The sequence below is a fragment of the Streptomyces silvisoli genome (assembly GCF_029269905.1).
Classification (GTDB): Bacteria; Actinomycetota; Actinomycetes; order Streptomycetales; family Streptomycetaceae; genus Streptantibioticus_A; species Streptantibioticus_A silvisoli_A.
In genome coordinates, this window is record NZ_JARJBC010000014.1 from 104,813 (window position 1) to 121,513 (window position 16,701).

Here is a 16,701-nt window from a genome sequence, read left to right on the forward strand (position 1 = left end):
TCCAAGGGTGTTCGCACCGAAGTCGGTGAACTCCTGCCGTGTGTATGGTTTGTTCGTTTGAGGGCTGGTGTATTGGAAGTCGGGTGCCTGTACGGCCATGGCCACGATGGGGAGTTGTCCTCGGTACCGCTCGAAGAAGAGGTACGAGTTATGCATCTGCGCTGGTCGGTTCGGCAGGATGTCAGGGTCCATATGACGCCCACATGAGAGGTCGATTTCGCGGAGGGCCATGGGCCAGAAACGCACAGCCCACCCGACATCCCATCAGAACAGGCGTCAAGAGCGCCATTTCAGCGTCAAGATATCGCCCTTACGCCCACACCGCACATATGCGCACAGACAAAGCCGTAGGTCAGGCGCCCTTCGCCACCGGCTCCAGGATCGCCACGCACTCCACATGATGCGTCATCGGAAACAGGTCGGGGCGCGCGGCCAGATGCCCCCTCGCGTTCGACCGACCCCAAGTGCACCAGATGCGCGCCGCCGACCGGCACCCGCTGGAGTGGGTCACTGCGGCCACCAACGGCAGCGGGTTGCCCGGGGCGCAGCCCGACTCGCCAAGGCGCCGCCCCAGACAGCCCGGTCACCTGCACCGTGAAGCACGAGAGCCGACCGACAGGCTCGCCGCTTGTGCGACTCCCGGGAACAAAGCCCCCCGGCCCCTTGGCGTGAAAACCCGTTCGCCGGACGCTCTGACACTCTGCTTGGCTCGATCCCATGAACGATCTCCGCATCCGCCACGCCACCATCTCGGACATCGACACCGTCCTGCGGTTCTGGCGCGAAGCCGCAGAAGGAACGAGCATCAGCGACGACCACGACGGAGTGACACGCCTTGTTACACGAGACCCCGAAGCCCTGCTTCTGGCAGAGCAGGACGGCACCCTCACGGGAACCGTCATAGCCGGCTTCGATGGATGGCGGTGCTCCGCCTACCGACTCGCCGTACACCCGGACTTCCGCCGGCAAGGCATCGCCACCGCCCTACTGCAAGCAGCGGAACAACGATTCGCCACCCTGGGTGGCCGGCGCGTCGACGCCATGGTCCTGGAAGCCAACGAGCGGGCGCACCACACGTGGGCCGCGACCGGCTACCATCGCGAGGACCACTGGCGACGCTGGGTCAAGCCACTGTAGGCACGGGCACGCGGTTGTGAGGGGCGAGGATTCGACGGTTGGCGATGCCATCTGTACCGCATAGCCGTGCATCCGGGCGCCCGGCGCCAGGGCCAGCGCGCTGCTCGACGCGGCGGAGTGCCGCTTCACCGCACTCGGCGGGCGGCGCGGGGACACCATGGTGCTGGACCGCAACGAGCGCGAACAAGCGCGCGTAGCACGCCTGGCGGGCCACGGGATACGTGCCGGAGCCCCAGAGGAGTCGCTGGACCCAGCCGCTCACCCCATAACCCCGCTTTGCTTGCCCTTTACCATGAAGGTCCGCCCGCCGCTGGAGCGCCCGAGCTCGCCGCGGCCCGACCGAAAGGTGTGAACGCCCCCCATGGGCGAGCCCCGCCGCCGTCGCATTGAGATTCCCTCGCATGGTCAACACCGCGCGTTCCGCGCGGCACCGACCGATCATGGAACGGAGGTGTCGCGATGACCGAAGTGCTCCTGCTGTTCCTGGCCCTGGCCCTGGTGCTGGCCTGCGGCGTCTTCGTGGCCGCCGAGTTCTCACTCACCACGGTCGATCGCGCGGAGTTGGACCGGGCGGTGGAACGGGGTGAGCGCGGCGCCGAGAGCGCTCGCAAGGCCGCCCGCGCCTTGACGTTCCAGCTGTCCGGCGCGCAGCTCGGCATCACGGTCACCGGACTGGTCATCGGCATGATCGCGGAGCCTTCCGTCGCCCGGCTGCTGGCCGGGCCGCTGCGGTCGACGGGCCTCGGCGGCGCGGCCGACACGGTGGCCCTCGTGCTGGGCACCGCGCTGTCCACCGTCGTCCTGATGGTGGTGGGCGAGCTGATCCCCAAGAACTGGGCGATCTCCCGTCCGCTCCAGGTGGCCAAGGCGGTCGCCACACCGCAGCGCGCCTTCAGCGCCACCTTCCGCCCGCTGATCCGGCACCTGAACAGCACGGCCAACCGCGTACTGCGGCGCTTCGGCATCGAACCGGCGGAGGAACTGGTCTCCACCCGCAGCCGCCAGGAACTCGAGGCGCTCGCCAAGCACTCCGCCAAACAGGGCGCCCTGGAGGCGGACACCGCGGAACTGTTCGTCCGCACCCTGGGCCTGTCGGACCTGACCGCGGAGAACGTCATGACGCCCCGGGTACAGGTGACCGCGCTCGACGCCCGCGCCACCGCTGCGGACGTCGCCAACGCCACCCGTGCCACCGGACTGTCCCGCTTCCCGGCCTACCGGGACAGCCTGGACTCCGTGGTGGGCGTGGTGCACATCAAGGACGCGCTGGCGGTCCCGGCCGAACAGCGCCATCTGCACCCGGTGACCGCGCTGATGAAGGAGCCGCTGCTGGTCCCCGAGTCGCTGCCGGTGGACCGGCTGCTGGACCGGCTCTCCGGCGAGGACACCATGGCCGTGGTCATCGACGAGTACGGCGGCACCGCGGGCGTCGTGACCCTGGAGGACATCGTCGAGGAGGTGGTGGGCGAGGTCCGCGACGAACACGATCCGCACGAGACCCCCGACCTGGTTCTGGTCGGTGCGGATCCCTCAGGCCACCCGCTGTACGACGCCGACGGCGCCACCCGCATCGACCAGTTGCAGCAGATCGGGTTCAACGCGCCGGAAGGCCCGTACGAGACCCTGGCGGGCCTGGTCGCCCATCGGCTCGGTCGGATCCCGCGTGCGGGCGACACCGTCGAGGAGTCGGGCTGGCTGCTGGAGGTCACCGAGGCGGCCGGACACCGCGCCGCACGGCTGCGGCTGACGGCGCCTCCGGCCGACACCGACGGGCGCACCGGCGAGAGCGGGGAGGCCACGCGATGACCGCGCTCCAACTGCTGCTCGGTGCACTGACGTTGGTGGCGAACGCGTTCTTCGTCGGCGCCGAGTTCGCACTGGTCTCGGTGCGCCGCAGCCAGATCGAGCCGCTCGCCGAGAGCGGCAACCGCCGTGCGCGCGGCGTGCTGTGGGGCCTTGAGCATGTATCCGCGCTGATGGCGACGGCTCAACTCGGCATCACCGTCTGCACACTGGTGCTGGGCGCGGTCGCCGAACCGGCCTTCGCCCACCTGCTGGAGCCCGTCTTCCACGCGGCGCACGTGTCGACGACTCTGGTGCACCCCGCCTCGTTCGTGATCGCGCTGGCCGCCGCGACATATCTGCACATGCTCCTCGGTGAGATGGTGCCGAAGAACGTCGCGCTCGCCGACCCGGCCCGCGCGGCACTCGCCCTGGGTCCGCCGCTGGTCGCCCTCACTCACGCGCTGCGCCCGGTGGTCCTGGGCGTCAACGCCCTGGCCAACGCCGGGCTGCGGCTGCTGCGGGTGGAGCCTAGGAACGAGGTGGCGGCGGCCTTCTCCGACGCGGAACTGGCACGCATGGTCACCGACGCCGGTCAGGCCGGGTTGCTGGACCAGCGCGCGGCCGAGCGGCTCCAGGACGCCCTGGAACTGGGGCGCCGGCCGGTGGGAGAGGTGGTGCTTCCGGCCGAGCGCGTGGTCCACGCGCCGCTGCGCACCACCCCGGAGGACCTGGAGCGGCTCGCCGCCTCGACCGGCTTCTCCCGCTTCCCGGTCGCGGACGACTCCGGCCGGGTGCTCGGCTATCTGCACGTCAAGGACGCGCTGGACGCCGAGCCCCGGGACGCCCCGTTTCCGGTGTCCGCGCTGCGCCCGATCACCCGGGTGCGGGCCAACACGCCGTTGGACGACGCGCTGACAGCGATGCGCGCCCGCCGCGCGCATCTGGCGGCGGTGGTGGACGACGCCGGGCGCACCGTCGGCCTGGTGACCATGGAGGACGTACTGCGGGAACTGGTCGGACAGGCGCCGCACGGTCTCCAGACCGCGCCGGAGGCGTAACGCTGGTGGCGGCGGGGCGAACGAGCCCGCGCGCCCGGCATGGCGGCGGGACTGGCTGATCGCGGATCTCCACCCACGGGTCCACCCGTGGGTGGAGCCGCTCCACCCATCCCGGGTGCGATCGTGAAAGTCAAAGATCCCGTCGCGGGGGCGGATCCTGGACCGGTCGGAGGTGCCCGTCATGCATCACGCTGTGAACGTCGCACTCACCCTCACCATCTGGGTGTGGGTGGCAGCCGAGGGGGTGCTCCAGATACGGCAACGACTACGCAGCGACACCACCGAGCGGACGGAGTGGCTCAGCCTGCTGCTCCTTCCTGTGCTGATCAGCTGCGGCATCATGCTGGCGGGACCGATCCGGCACGCCGTGCCCGCGCTGTCGTACTCCCCGCACGTCCTGGGGGTGCGGATGGTGATCCTGGTGGTGGCCTGGATCGGGATAGTGATCAGGTTGTGGGCGATCATCGCCCTCGGCCGCTTCTTCCGCGGCACGGTGCACATCCAGCACGACCACCGGGTCGTCACCACCGGTCCCTACCGCTTCGTACGGCACCCGGCCTACAGCGGCATGCTGCTGGCGGCGCTGGACCTGGCCCTGCTGATGAACAACGCGGCGTCCTGGCTGGTGTTCACCGTCTGCTGCCTGGTCGCCCTGGGCTATCGCATACGGGTGGAGGAGCGGATGCTTCTCGACGCGCTCGGCGAGGAGTACCGGTCGTACGCCGCCCGGACCCGCAGGCTGATACCCGGCGCCTGGTAGCGCCCGCGGGGCCGCGGCGACGACCGGATAGGATCGCCGGCGCCATGGAGATCGATGTCCGGTACACCAGTTTCGCCGCCGTGGGTGACTCCTTCACCGAGGGCATGTCCGACGGCCTTCCGAACGGCGCCTACCGCGGTTGGGCGGATCTGCTGGCGGCCCGGCTGGCCGCCCGCTCGGCCGGCTTCCGCTACGCGAACCTGGCGGTGCGTGGAAAGCTCATCGGCCAGATCGTGGCGGAGCAGACCCGGCCCGCCGCGGCGATGGGCGCGGACCTGGTGACGCTGGTCGGCGGGCTCAACGATGTGCTGCGGCCCAAGTGCGATGTCGAAGCGGTCTGCGCGCACCTCGAAGAAGCGGTGGCCAGCCTCGCCCCGACCTGTCGGCAACTGGTGCTGATGCGCAGCCCGGCCCGCCGCGGACCGGTGATGGAACGGATGCGGCCGCGCATGGAGCAGCTGTTCGACTTCGTCGACGAGCTGGCGGTCAGGCATGGCGCGCTGGTGGTGGACCTGTTCTCCTCGGAGACGCTGGGCGACCCCCGGATGTGGGCGGATGACCGGCTGCATCTGAACGCCGAGGGTCATCGGCGGGTGGCCGAAGCGGTGTGGCAGGCGCTCGGTCACGAGGCGGAGTCCGAGTGGAACGCGCCGCTGCCGGCGTATCTGCCGCCAGGGTGGCTGGCGCGCCGCACGGCGGACCTCCGGTTCGCCCGTGAGCATCTGCTCCCCTGGATAGGCAGGCGGCTGACCAACCGTTCCTCGGGCGACGGCCGGCCCGCCAAGCGCCCCGAACTGCTGCCGTACGAGGGCTGACCGCGACGCGAGCACACCGCAACCGCGGCACCGTACCGCCTCCCGGCCGGTACTGGTAGCAACCTACAAACGGGACCACCGCGCTGGCCTGCGTAAACCGCCAGTAGACTCTGGTCACGTGACCGTTAAGCCGCGCATCCCGAACGTCCTGGCCAGCCGCTATGCCTCGGCGGAGCTGGCCACCCTGTGGTCCCCGCAGCAGAAGGTGATCCTTGAGCGCCGACTGTGGCTCGCCGTGCTCCGGGCTCAGCGTGACCTCGGGATCGAGGTGCCGGAGCAGGCACTGGCGGACTACGAGCGGGTGCTGGAGCAGGTTGACCTGGACTCCATCGCGGAGCGGGAGAAGGTCACCCGGCACGATGTGAAGGCCCGCATCGAGGAGTTCAACGCCCTCGCCGGCCATGAGCATGTACACAAGGGCATGACCTCGCGTGATCTGACCGAGAACGTCGAGCAGTTGCAGATCCGGCTGTCTCTGGAGCTGGTGCGCGACCGTACCGTCGCCGTGCTCGCCCGGCTGGGCGGGTTGGCCGCCGAGCACGCCGAACTGGTGATGGCGGGCCGTTCGCACAACGTCGCCGCGCAGACCACCACGCTCGGCAAGCGCTTCGCGACCGCCGCCGACGAGTTGCTGGTCGCCTTCGGGCGAGTCGAGGAGCTGCTGGACCGCTACCCGCTGCGCGGTATCAAGGGCCCGGTCGGCACGGCCCAGGACATGCTCGACCTGCTGGGCGGAGACGCCGCCAAGCTCACCGAGCTGGAGACCCGGATCGCCGAGCACCTGGGCTTCTCCCGGGCCTTCACCTCGGTGGGTCAGGTCTACCCGCGCTCGCTGGACTACGAGGTGGTCTCCGCGCTGGTGCAGCTGGCGGCCGCGCCGTCCTCGCTGGCCAAGACGATCCGGCTGATGGCCGGGCACGAGCTGGTGACCGAGGGCTTCAAGCCGGGCCAGGTGGGCTCCTCGGCGATGCCGCACAAGATGAACACCCGCTCCTGCGAGCGGGTCAACGGGCTCGCGGTGATCCTGCGCGGATATGCCTCGATGACCGCCGAGTTGGCGGGCGACCAGTGGAACGAGGGCGATGTGTCCTGTTCCGTGGTGCGCCGGGTGGCGTTGCCGGACGCGTTCTTCGCCTTCGACGGCCTGCTGGAGACGTTCCTGACGGTGCTGGACGAGTTCGGAGCCTTCCCGGCGGTCATCGCCCGCGAGTTGGACCGCTATCTGCCGTTCCTGGCCACCACCAAGGTGCTGATGGCCGCGGTACGCGCCGGGGTGGGCCGCGAGGTCGCCCACGAGGCGATCAAGGAGCACGCGGTGGCGACCGCCCTGGCGATGCGGGAGAAGGGCGCCGAGCGCAACGAACTGCTGGACCGGCTGGCCGCGGACGAGCGAATTCCGCTGGATCGGGCCGGACTTGAGGCGCTGATGGCCGACCGGCTGTCGTTCACCGGCGCCGCCGCCAACCAGGTCGCCGAGGTCGTACGGCGCGTCGAGGAGATCGCCGGGCGCTACCCGCAGGCCGCCGCGTACGCCCCCGGGGCGATCCTCTGACCCCCGAGGAACTGGCTGCTGCCCGCGACCGCATTGTGCCGGACGTGGTCGCTGACGGCCTGCGCGTGCTGTTCTGTGGCATCAACCCCGGACTGCTGACGGCCCACACCGGCCATCACTTCGCCCGCCCCGGCAACCGGTTCTGGCCCGCGCTGCACGCCTCCGGTTTCACGCCGCGCCAACTCGCCCCCGCAGAACAGGAGGAGTTGCTCGGCTACGGCCTCGGCATCACCAATGTCGCCCCTCGCGCGACCGCCAAGGCCGATGAGCTGAGCGACGAGGAACTGCGCGAGGGCGGCCGGGCGCTCGTCGCCAAGGTGCGGCGGTACCGGCCGCGCTGGCTGGCCGTGGCGGGCATCACCGCGTACCGCACGGCCTTCGGCGAGCGTACGGCCAGGATCGGCCCGCAGGAACGCGTCATCGGCGACACCCGGATATGGGCGCTGCCCAATCCCAGTGGTCTGAACGCCCACTGGACACCGCGCACCATGGCCGAGGAGTTCGCACGGCTCCGTGCGGCGGCGGACCAGGCCTGAGGGCCGCGCGGGCATTCGGCGAACACGTTCCGGTCAAGGCCGGATCAGTACTGGTCCGGACCAAGTTGGCACTATTCGCCGCATTGGGTCGGGCCGGGTACGATCCCGCAAACACGCATCACCACCAGGTGCCCGACCCGGCGGATATCCAGCCGGGCGGGACGGAGACGCAGGCGCGCTCGCGGTGGGGTCATGCGTACAGTCAGGGAGGCGGACGTTGGGGCGGCTGACCGGCGGGGACCCGTCCCTGCTGCGCAGAATCAATTCAGCGGTGGTACTCCACACACTGCGTGGTGAACGATCCCGCACCCTCACCGAACTTGTCCGCGCCACCGGCCTGTCCAGGCCGACCGTCGAGGGTGTGATCGAGGGTCTGACGCAGGCCGGACTGGTGGTGGAGGCAGCCGCCGACCCCGGTGACGCCCGTAAGCAGGGGCGTCCCGCGCGCCGGTTCCGGTTCCATGCCGAGGCGGGCCATCTGCTGGGCATCGAGATCGGGGTGCACCAGGTGCGGGTGGTGCTCGCCGACCTCAGCGGCCGGGTGCTGAACCGGCTGGGGCATGACCTCGACGAGCTGATCCCCGCCGAGGAACGGCTGGAGCGGGTACGCGGCGCCGTCGCCGAGTCGCTGTGGACCTCCGGGGTGGCGCGCAGCACTCTGTGGGCGGTGGGAGTGGGCAGTCCGGGCATCGTGGAGGCGGACGGCACCGTCCGGCTGGGTACGGCGATGCCGGGGTGGACCGGGCTGCCGCTGGGCGAGCGGTTGCGCCGCTCGTTCCGCTGCCCGGTACTGGTGGAGAACGACGCCAACGCGGCCGCCGTCGCCGAGCACTGGACGGGCGCGGCGCAGGGCAGCGAGGACATCGTCTTCGTGATGGCCGGGCTGAGCCCGGGCGCCGGTTCGCTGATCGGCGGGCGGCTGCACCGCGGCTTCGGCGGCGCGGCCGGTGAGATCGGCGCGCTGCACCTGCTGGGCCGGGAGGCGACCCCTGAACGCTTGCTGTCCACCACGGGCACACCGCTGGACCCGTTGGACGAGCCCGCAGTGGCCCGGGTCTTCACGCTCGCCCGGGACGGCGACCCACTGGCCCGTGAGGCGGTGGACCGCTTCCTACGGCGGCTGGTGCACGATGTGGCGGCACTGGTGCTCGCACTCGACCCGGAACTCGTCGTCCTGGGCGGCTGGGCGGCAGGTCTCGACGGCGTACTGGAGCCGCTGCGCGACGAGTTGGCCCGCTACTGCCTGCGCCCGCCGAAGGTGGCGCTGTCCTCGCTGGGCGAGGAGGCGGTGGCCACCGGTGCGCTGCGACTGGCACTCGACCATGTCGAGGAGCAGCTGTTCGCGGTGGACCGGGCCGCCTCGGCACGCCGTTGAGAGACCCTGCGCCCGGCACTCCATGACGCTCTGTCAGGAAGCCTGCCTGCGTTCCGGGTTGCCACCATGGCCGTGGTGGGTGATCTGCATGGTTCCGGCGTCGCCGAAGGTCAGTCGGCAGGTGTCGGCCCGGTATGTCGCGACGGAGGCCGCGGCGACCCGTCCGGCGGCGAAGTAGCGGGTGGTGACGAGCAGCACCGGGGCGCCGGGCAGGCGCTCCAACTGCTTGGCGTCCTCCGCGCGAGCCGAGCCGAGCTCCACGGCACGGTCCTCGCCCTCCAGCTCAAGCCGGTGCAGCTCGCGCAGCACGGCATGCGCGTGCGCCCCCGGAGTGAGCATTTCCGGCAGTCCCGGAACGGAAGCCGGGGGTATGTACAGCAACTCGGTGGCGACCGGCTGAGCGTGCGTCATCCGCACCCGCCGGATGGTGTGCACCGGGCGGTCACCCTGCGCCGACGCCCCGAGCAGTCGCGCCACGTTGGCGGGTGCGGCGGTCTCGGCGCAGCCGATGGACCGCCAGGCGTCGTTGCCCTCACCCGGCCAACTGCCTTGCGCGGGGCCGACGGAGATGCCGATGCGCGGCGGTGCGACGGTGGTGCCGACGCCACGGCGCCGTTGCAACCGTCCCTCCAGCTCCAACTGCTCCAGGGCCTGGCGGAGCGTGGCCCTGGCGACCCCGAAGCGAGCCGCCAACTCCCGCTCGTTGGGCAGCACTTCACCCACCGCGAACTCCGAGTCGAGCGCATCGCCCAGAACGGTCTTCAGATGCCAGTACTTCGGTTCTTGCGGCGCCCCTAGCTGCGTGGTCCCCACCCTGTCCTCCGCATCCGGCGTGTGTCGGCATGTGCCCTACGGGCTTGCGCGCCCCGGATGTTGACCACCCTGGGGGTTTCTCACCCTTATTTATTAAGGGTTGTTTCAGTACTCTCACCGCGACCATAAGACCGGACCACCCCTTGGTCAAGACCAATCCTCGCTTCCCTACCCCCTGTGCGCACAGCACTACGCGCAGCGTTCACGCCAAGTTCGCACACGCCGTTTCCCCCTCCCCTATCGGGAGAAAACGGGGCAGCAGGCCGGAACCGCTGGTGCGCTAGCGTTCTAGATCACCGGCGAACACGTTCGCCGTACAAGGACGCGACAGTGGGAGCGGAGCGGATGAGTCCAGTCACGGTGGTCACCGGCGGCAGCAGGGGAATCGGAGCGGCCGTCGTCCTACGACTGGCCAAGCGGGGGCACCGCGTCGGCATCGGGTACGAGCGCGCCGCCAACGCCGCACTCGACGTCGCCGAGCGTGTTCGCGACATGGGCGGCGAATGTGTCGTGGTCCAGGTGGACACCAGCGTCGAGGAGCGGGTCGACGCGCTGTTCGACGCCGTCAAGGAGCGCCTCGGGCCGATCACCGGACTCGTCAACAACGCGGGAATCACCGGCCCGTTGGGCCGGTTCACCGAGACCCCGGTCGAGGTGATGCGCCGAGTGGTGGACGTCAACGTGCTGGGCGCGATGACGTGCGCCCGGCGGGCCGCGCTGGAGATGTCCACCCGGCACGGCGGCGACGGCGGCGCCATCGTCAACATCTCCTCCGGCGGCGCGACGCTCGGCAGCCCGGGCGAGTACGTGCACTACGCCGCGAGCAAGGCGGCGGTCGACGCGCTCACCGTCGGCCTCGCCAAGGAGCTGGCCCTGGACGGGGTGCGGGTCAACTCCGTACAGCCCGGCATGACGGTGACCGACATCCACGCGGCGATGGGCGATCCGGAGCGGCCCTGGCGCAACCCCGAGCGGGTGCCGATGGGACGGCCCGGCGAGCCGGACGAGATCGCGGCGGCCGTCGAGTGGCTGCTGTCGCCGGACGCCTCGTACACCACCGGCGCCGTCCTACGGGTGGCGGGCGGCCTGTAACCGGCCCTGACCCGAACGGCCGAACGTGTTCCGGGTGAGCGCCGCCCGCTTCCGCCGGGGCGGGCGGCGCCGGGCGTACCGCCATCCGGCACGCCGCCCGGGCGCAAGGGCTCGGGGCGGCTCAGAATGGCCCTGCGCGCCACCGCGGCGGCGACAGTCGCAGGCCACCACGCCGGACGTGTCATGGTCGCGGCGACAGCGCGGTGGGCACCAACACGGAGATGCGGAGGGCTGGTTGGCCTCAACACTTTTGTGACTGGCAAGGCCCTTGCCGTGACCACCTGTCGGCCGGACAGTGTTACCCAGGGGTTACCACTGAGTAGGGACCGGAGCGACGCATGACCACCACCACGGCTATGACCTCCTTCGTCCATGTCGCCCCGGCCGGGCGGCCCACGGTGACGGCGGCGTACGAGCGGCACGGCATCGGCGAGCCGCTCGTCCTGCTGCACGGCATCGGGCACCACCGCCAGGCCTGGGACCCGGTCGCCGACGCGCTCGCCGCCCACCGCGAGGTCATCGCCATCGACCTGCCCGGGTTCGGCGAGTCGCCCGCCCAGCCGCCGTCCATCCCGTACTCGCTGGACTCCGCGGTGGAGGTGTTCGCCGCAATGTTCAGCGCGCTGGACGTCGAACGCCCCCACATCGTCGGCAACTCCCTGGGCGGGCTGATCGCCCTGCACCTCGCGCGCGCCGGTCACGTGCGCAGCGTGACCGCCCTGTCCCCCGCCGGGTTCTGGACCGAACCCGAGCGGATCTACGCCTTCACGGTGCTCAGCACCATGCGGCGCGGCGCACGCCTGCTGCCGCCCGCCACCGTCGAGAAGATGGCCCGCAGCGCCGCCGGACGGGCGGCGCTGACCGGCAGCATCTACAACCGCCCCGGGCGGCGGTCGCCGGAGGCGGTGACCGCCGAGACCAGGGCGCTGCGCGAGGCGCCCGGCTTCGAGGCCACCTTGTCGGCGGGCCGAAGGGGCGTGCTGTTCGAGGGCGGCATCTCCCGGGACGTCCCGGTGACCATCGGCTGGGGGACCCGCGACCATGTGCTGGTGCGGCGCCAGGGCGTACGCGCCAAGCGGGTGGTGCCGCACGCCCGGCTGGTCCGGCTGCCGGGATGCGGCCATGTGCCGATGAACGACGACCCGCGGCTGGTCGCCCGGGTGATCCTGGACGGCAGCCGCTGATCCACCGTTCCCCCGGCCCGCCGCCCGCGCCCGGCCCGGATGTCAGTGCCCCGGTCTAGTGTGGGAACCACGAAGACAAGGGGGTGGAACGGTGGGCGGGTTCACCTATGACGAGGTGGGGGCGGTGGGGCGGATCGATGAACTGCCGCCGCCCGGATACCACCTCTTCCGCGTCCGTACCCGGATCGGTGACGGGCCGTCGGTACTGTCCGCCGCCGGCGAGGCGGTGCTCGGCTGGCGCATGCACCGCGCGATGGGGGTGCGGATGGACGCCACCGCCGAACGGGCCGCGCCGGGGTGCGGGTCGTGGTGGGCCTCGGCATCGGGCGTTGCCGAATACACGCGCCCTGCGAGGTGGTGTGGACGGTGCGCGAGCCGCACCGGATCGGTTTCGCCTACGGCACACTTCCGGGTCACCCCGAGCGCGGCGAGGAGTCGTTCGTCGTGGAGCGGGAGGCCGACGGAGCGGTCTGGCTGAGCGTCACCGCGTTCAGCCGTGCGGCGAGCTGGTACATGCGCGCCGCGGGACCGCTGGGACGTGCGCTGCAACGCGCCTACGCACGGTGGTGCGGAGTGGCGCTGCGCCGCTTGACCCGAGCCGCCATGACCCGATCCGCGGCATCCGGCGCCGGCCTCGCCCCCGCTTCCCCGGGATACCGGGTGGACGGTAGTAAAGGGGACAACTAACCCACACCGGGCCTCCTTTACCCATCCGTCACGAAGCGTTCGTGATCACGCAACACGCGTTCGACAGGGTGGGGACCATGCATCAATCGTCACAGTCACCAGCTGTATCCCGCCGCGGCCATCACCACTGGCGCCGCGAGGCGGTGGAACTCGCGGCCGTCTTCGTCGCCGTGGCCGCGGCCGACCTGGCCGCGAACCTGATGGCGCACGGTCCCGGCGGCCCCGTACTGCTCACCGGCTCGGCCGTACTGCTGTTGGCGGTCACCGGGTTCCACACATGGTGGTCTCGCCGCCACGGTCACTCACCCCCCGGCCCACCGGCGCCGGATACCGCCACGTCCCCGGTGGCCGGTGAGTCCGTGCTGTGGCGGCTGCGCACCACCGTGTGTGACACACCGGGCAGCCTCGCCGCGCTGTGCGGTGCGCTCGCCGCCGAGGGCGTGGACATCCTCACCCTGCAAACCCATCCGCTCTCCGACGGCACCGTGGACGAGTTCCTGGTTCGCGCGCCGAGCACCGTGCAGTCGCAGGAGCTGATCCGCACGGTGTCCACCGCGGGCGGTCGGGACACCTGGCTGGAGCGGGCCGACACCCACGACCTGGTGGACACCCCCACCCGGGTCCTGACCCTGGCCACCCGCACCGCCCTGGACACCGCGGAACTCCCCCTCGCGCTGCGCCAGTTGCTGGGCCGCTGCCGGATACGGTCACTGCCCGCCGGGAGCGGTGAACTTCCGCCTGCGGACGGTGTGCTGGAGGAGTTCGCGCTGCGGCTGCGGGACCCGTCCGGCGGCACGCTCGTCATCGAGCGGCCCTATCTGCCGTTCACCCCGACGGAGTTCGCCCGGGCCCGGGCGCTGGTCGAGCTGGACGCCCAGCTGGGCACCAGGGTGCCGCATCGCCGCGATGTGCTGACGTTGCCGGAGGGCAACGAGATCACCGTGCGCCGCGCCGGTCCCGCCGACGTTCCGGCCGCCCAGGCGATGCACGACCGCTGCTCGCCCACCACGCTCAGTCGCCGATACCACGGCCCGATAGGCGACGCCACCCGCTACCTCGGCCATCTGCTCAGCCCGCGCCACGGTCGCACCCTCGCCGTCGAGACGGCGTCCGGCAGGCTGGTCGCCCTCGGCCATCTGCTCTGGGACGGTGACGAGACCGAGGTCGCGCTGCTGGTGGAGGACGAGTGGCAGGGCCGTGGCGTCGGCGCGGAGCTGCTTCGGCGGCTGGTCGCACTCGCCCAGGAGGCGGGCTGCGGCGCGGTGTACGCGGTCACCAAGTCCGCGAACACCCCGATGGTGGCGGCCATGCGCAACCTCGGCCTGCCGTTGGACTACCTGGTGGAGGACGCCACCCTGGTCATCACCGCGACCCTGAACCACTCCGCCGAGAACACCCCCCGAGTACAACGGCAGCCGCACGGGCACCAGCGCACAAGGGAGTTGTGACTGACCGCCGGCCGCCGAGTCGTCCCGTGGCCGCCTCCCGTCGCCCCCGCCACGGGGCGGTGGGAGGCGGCCGTCGCGCAGAGCACAAGCGCAAAGTGATCGACGCGGGACCGGCTCCCGTACCAGGATGGCCGCATGTCCGATACACCTGACGCTGCCAAGAGCCGACCGGACCATCGGCTCCCGCGGGCGATCGCCGACGCCTACGTTGACGCGCTGGCCGAACTCGACCCGCTGACCGGCCTCTACCTCGGTCTGAACCCGGGCGACGACCGGCTGCCCGACTTCTCCCCGGCGGGCTTCGACGCCCTTGCCGACCTGTCCCGGCGCACCCTCGCCGAACTGGACGCCGCCGAGGAGGCGGGCGGCTCCCGTGACGAGGCCGAACGCCGCTGCGCTCGGCTGCTGCGCGAACGGCTCACTGCCGGGCTCGCCGTGCACGACGCGGGGGAACGGCTGCGGTGGATCAGCAACCTCAGCTCTCCCGTGCACTCGGTGCGGGAGGCGTTCACGCTCATGCCGACCAAGACCGAAGCGGACTGGACCGCGGTCGCCGGGCGGCTGCGCAACGTGCCCGAGGCACTCAGCGGTTACCGTGCCTCGCTGGAGGCGGGCCTGGCGCAGGGCCTGCCTGGTGGGCCGCGCCAAGTCGCCACCGTCATCGAGCAGTTGACGGAGTGGACCGGTGACGAGCGCAGCTGGTTCGCCGAACTCGTCGCCACCGGCCCGCAGGCACTGCGCGGCGAACTCGACACGTCCGCCGCCAAGGCCACCGCCGCCGTCGCCGAACTGCGCGACTGGCTGCGCGACAGCTACGCCCCCGCGGTCCAGGGCACCGCCGACCCGGTGGGCCGTGACCGCTACGCGCTGTGGGTACGCGAGTGGACCGGCGCCGACCTCGACCTGGACGAGGCGTACGCCTGGGGCTGGCAGGAGTTCCACCGCATCCACGACGAGATGCGCGCCGAGGCGGAGAAGGTGCTGCCCGGCTCGACGCCACGCGAGGCGCTGGCCCATCTGGAGACGGCGGGCGAGGCCGTCGAGGGGGTCGAAGCGGTGCGCGAGTGGCTCCAGGGGCTGATGGACGAGGCGATCGCCGCGCTGGACGGGACGCACTTCGACCTCGCGGAGCCGGTGCGCAAGGTCGAGGCGATGATCGCCCCACCGGGCAGCGCGGCGGCGCCGTACTACACCAGCCCGGCGCTGGACTTCTCCCGTCCGGGCCGGACCTGGCTGCCGACGCTGGGCCGGGAGCGCTTCCCGGTCTACGACCTGGTCAGTACCTGGTACCACGAGGGCGTGCCCGGCCACCATCTGCAACTGGCCCAGTGGGTGCACGTGGCGCCGCGGCTCTCCCGCTACCAGGCCTCGGTGGGCCTGGTGAGCGCCAACGTCGAGGGCTGGGCGCTGTACGCGGAGCGCCTGATGGACGAGTTGGGCTTCCTCACGGATCCGGGCCGCCGACTGGGCTACCTGGACGCGCAGATGATGCGCGCGGTCCGGGTGATCATCGACATCGGAATGCACCTGGAGCTGCCGATCCCCGCGGACTCGGCCCGGCGGATCGGCTGGTCGCACGGCGACGGCCAACGCTGGACACCGGCGCTGGCCCGGGAGTTCTTCGGCCTGCACAGCGGGCGGCCGGCGAAGTTCCTGGACAGTGAACTCGTTCGGTACCTGGGCATGCCGGGCCAGGCGATCGGCTACAAGCTGGGCGAGCGCGCCTGGTTGACCGGCCGCGAGGCCGCCCGGCAGGCGCACGGCGCCGACTTCGACGCCAAGTCCTGGCACATGGCGGCCCTCTCCCAGGGTTCGCTGGGCCTGGACGACCTGGTGGACGAGCTGTCCCAGCTCTGACACCGCCCGAGCCGACGGCGGCGGCCGGGTCGACGGGCCCGGCCGCCGCAAGGACCCGCTAGGAGTCGCTGATGGCGCCGGACGCTTCCCACGACAGCGCGCGGCTGGAGTTGCGCGACGGGCGGGTCGCGCTGCGCGAGGTCATGCCCGAGGAGGCGGCGCGGATGGCCGACGGCGCCCCCGACGGCCTGCGCTGGATCGACGGCGCCCCCGGTGAGGGCACGGTGGTGGCGGCCAGGATGGTGACGAAGGCCGCCGTAGCCGGTCAGCACCGGCCGCACTGGGGCCTGTTCGCGATCCTGCGCGCCGAGGACGCCATGGCCGTCGGCGGCATGGGCTTCCATGGGCCGCCGGTGGACGGCGTGGTGGAGGTCGGCTACGACCTGTCGGTGTCCGGCCGGGGCGCGGGCTGGGCCACCGACGCGCTACGGCTGCTCACCGGCTGGACGCTGCGCCAGCCCGAGGTGCGCACCGTGCTGGCCACGACCGAGCCGGACAACCGCGCGTCCCAGCGGGTGCTGGGACGCGTCGGCTTCCGCCGGGTCGAGGACCGCGAGGGTCTTCGGGCCTACGAACTGACCGAACCGGGCACGCCCCGCTGA

The 16,701-nt window shown here is 71.5% G+C and carries 14 protein-coding genes and 2 pseudogenes; 15 read left to right on the forward strand and 1 reads right to left on the reverse strand.

Annotated elements, in window-relative coordinates; translation table 11 throughout:
• Positions 1-717 precede the first annotated feature (717 nt).
• From P3G67_RS21905 to P3G67_RS21945, 9 genes and pseudogenes are all read left to right on the forward strand, one after another.
• On the forward strand, positions 718-1,137 hold the full coding sequence (locus tag P3G67_RS21905; protein ID WP_276094981.1) for a GNAT family N-acetyltransferase: 420 nt from the start codon (positions 718-720) through the stop codon (positions 1,135-1,137).
• A gap of 27 nt (positions 1,138-1,164) precedes the next feature.
• Positions 1,165-1,406: pseudogene (locus P3G67_RS21910) on the forward strand (GNAT family N-acetyltransferase); the annotation flags it as partial.
• Between the two features lie 190 nt (positions 1,407-1,596).
• A complete protein-coding gene (locus P3G67_RS21915; protein WP_276094982.1) occupies positions 1,597-2,943 on the forward strand; it encodes a hemolysin family protein in 1,347 nt (448 codons plus the stop codon).
• Positions 2,940-3,980, forward strand: coding sequence for a hemolysin family protein (locus P3G67_RS21920; RefSeq protein WP_276094983.1), 1,041 nt, complete (start codon positions 2,940-2,942; stop codon positions 3,978-3,980). The genes P3G67_RS21915 and P3G67_RS21920 overlap by 4 nt, the downstream gene beginning before the upstream one ends.
• 181 nt (positions 3,981-4,161) lie before the next feature.
• Positions 4,162-4,740, forward strand: a complete 579-nt coding sequence (locus P3G67_RS21925) for a methyltransferase family protein (RefSeq protein WP_276094984.1) — start codon at positions 4,162-4,164, stop codon at positions 4,738-4,740.
• A gap of 44 nt (positions 4,741-4,784) precedes the next feature.
• A complete protein-coding gene (locus P3G67_RS21930; protein ID WP_276094985.1) occupies positions 4,785-5,555 on the forward strand; it encodes an SGNH/GDSL hydrolase family protein in 771 nt (256 codons plus the stop codon).
• Positions 5,556-5,673: 118 nt separating this feature from the next.
• Positions 5,674-7,107, forward strand: a complete 1,434-nt coding sequence (purB, locus tag P3G67_RS21935) for an adenylosuccinate lyase (RefSeq protein WP_276094986.1) — start codon at positions 5,674-5,676, stop codon at positions 7,105-7,107.
• Positions 7,104-7,643 carry a G/U mismatch-specific DNA glycosylase gene (mug, locus tag P3G67_RS21940; protein WP_276095075.1) on the forward strand — a complete coding sequence of 180 codons (540 nt, stop codon included), beginning with the start codon at positions 7,104-7,106 and terminating at the stop codon, positions 7,641-7,643. The genes purB and mug overlap by 4 nt, the downstream gene beginning before the upstream one ends.
• A gap of 217 nt (positions 7,644-7,860) precedes the next feature.
• Entirely contained in the window at positions 7,861-9,018 is a 1,158-nt protein-coding gene (locus P3G67_RS21945) for an ROK family transcriptional regulator (protein WP_276094987.1), read from the forward strand.
• A 33-nt stretch (positions 9,019-9,051) separates the two neighbouring features.
• Here P3G67_RS21945 and P3G67_RS21950 read toward each other — a convergent pair whose 3' ends face one another.
• Positions 9,052-9,831 (reverse strand): GntR family transcriptional regulator, encoded by a 780-nt coding sequence (locus tag P3G67_RS21950; protein WP_269857279.1) that lies wholly within the window; start codon positions 9,829-9,831, stop codon positions 9,052-9,054.
• A gap of 345 nt (positions 9,832-10,176) precedes the next feature.
• On the opposite strand from P3G67_RS21950, the gene P3G67_RS21955 reads away from it, so the two are divergent.
• From P3G67_RS21955 to P3G67_RS21980, 6 genes and pseudogenes are all read left to right on the forward strand, one after another.
• A complete protein-coding gene (locus tag P3G67_RS21955; protein WP_276094988.1) occupies positions 10,177-10,923 on the forward strand; it encodes an SDR family oxidoreductase in 747 nt (248 codons plus the stop codon).
• Between the two features lie 338 nt (positions 10,924-11,261).
• Positions 11,262-12,107, forward strand: coding sequence for an alpha/beta fold hydrolase (locus P3G67_RS21960; RefSeq protein WP_269857277.1), 846 nt, complete (start codon positions 11,262-11,264; stop codon positions 12,105-12,107).
• Between the two features lie 91 nt (positions 12,108-12,198).
• A pseudogene (locus P3G67_RS21965) lies at positions 12,199-12,794 on the forward strand (DUF1990 family protein).
• 77 nt (positions 12,795-12,871) lie between these two features.
• Complete coding sequence (locus P3G67_RS21970; RefSeq protein WP_276094989.1) at positions 12,872-14,242, forward strand: GNAT family N-acetyltransferase; 1,371 nt, start codon at positions 12,872-12,874, stop codon at positions 14,240-14,242.
• Positions 14,243-14,377: 135 nt separating this feature from the next.
• Entirely contained in the window at positions 14,378-16,099 is a 1,722-nt protein-coding gene (locus P3G67_RS21975; RefSeq protein WP_276094990.1) for a DUF885 domain-containing protein, read from the forward strand.
• A gap of 71 nt (positions 16,100-16,170) precedes the next feature.
• Positions 16,171-16,701, forward strand: coding sequence for a GNAT family N-acetyltransferase (locus P3G67_RS21980; RefSeq protein ID WP_276094991.1), 531 nt, complete (start codon positions 16,171-16,173; stop codon positions 16,699-16,701).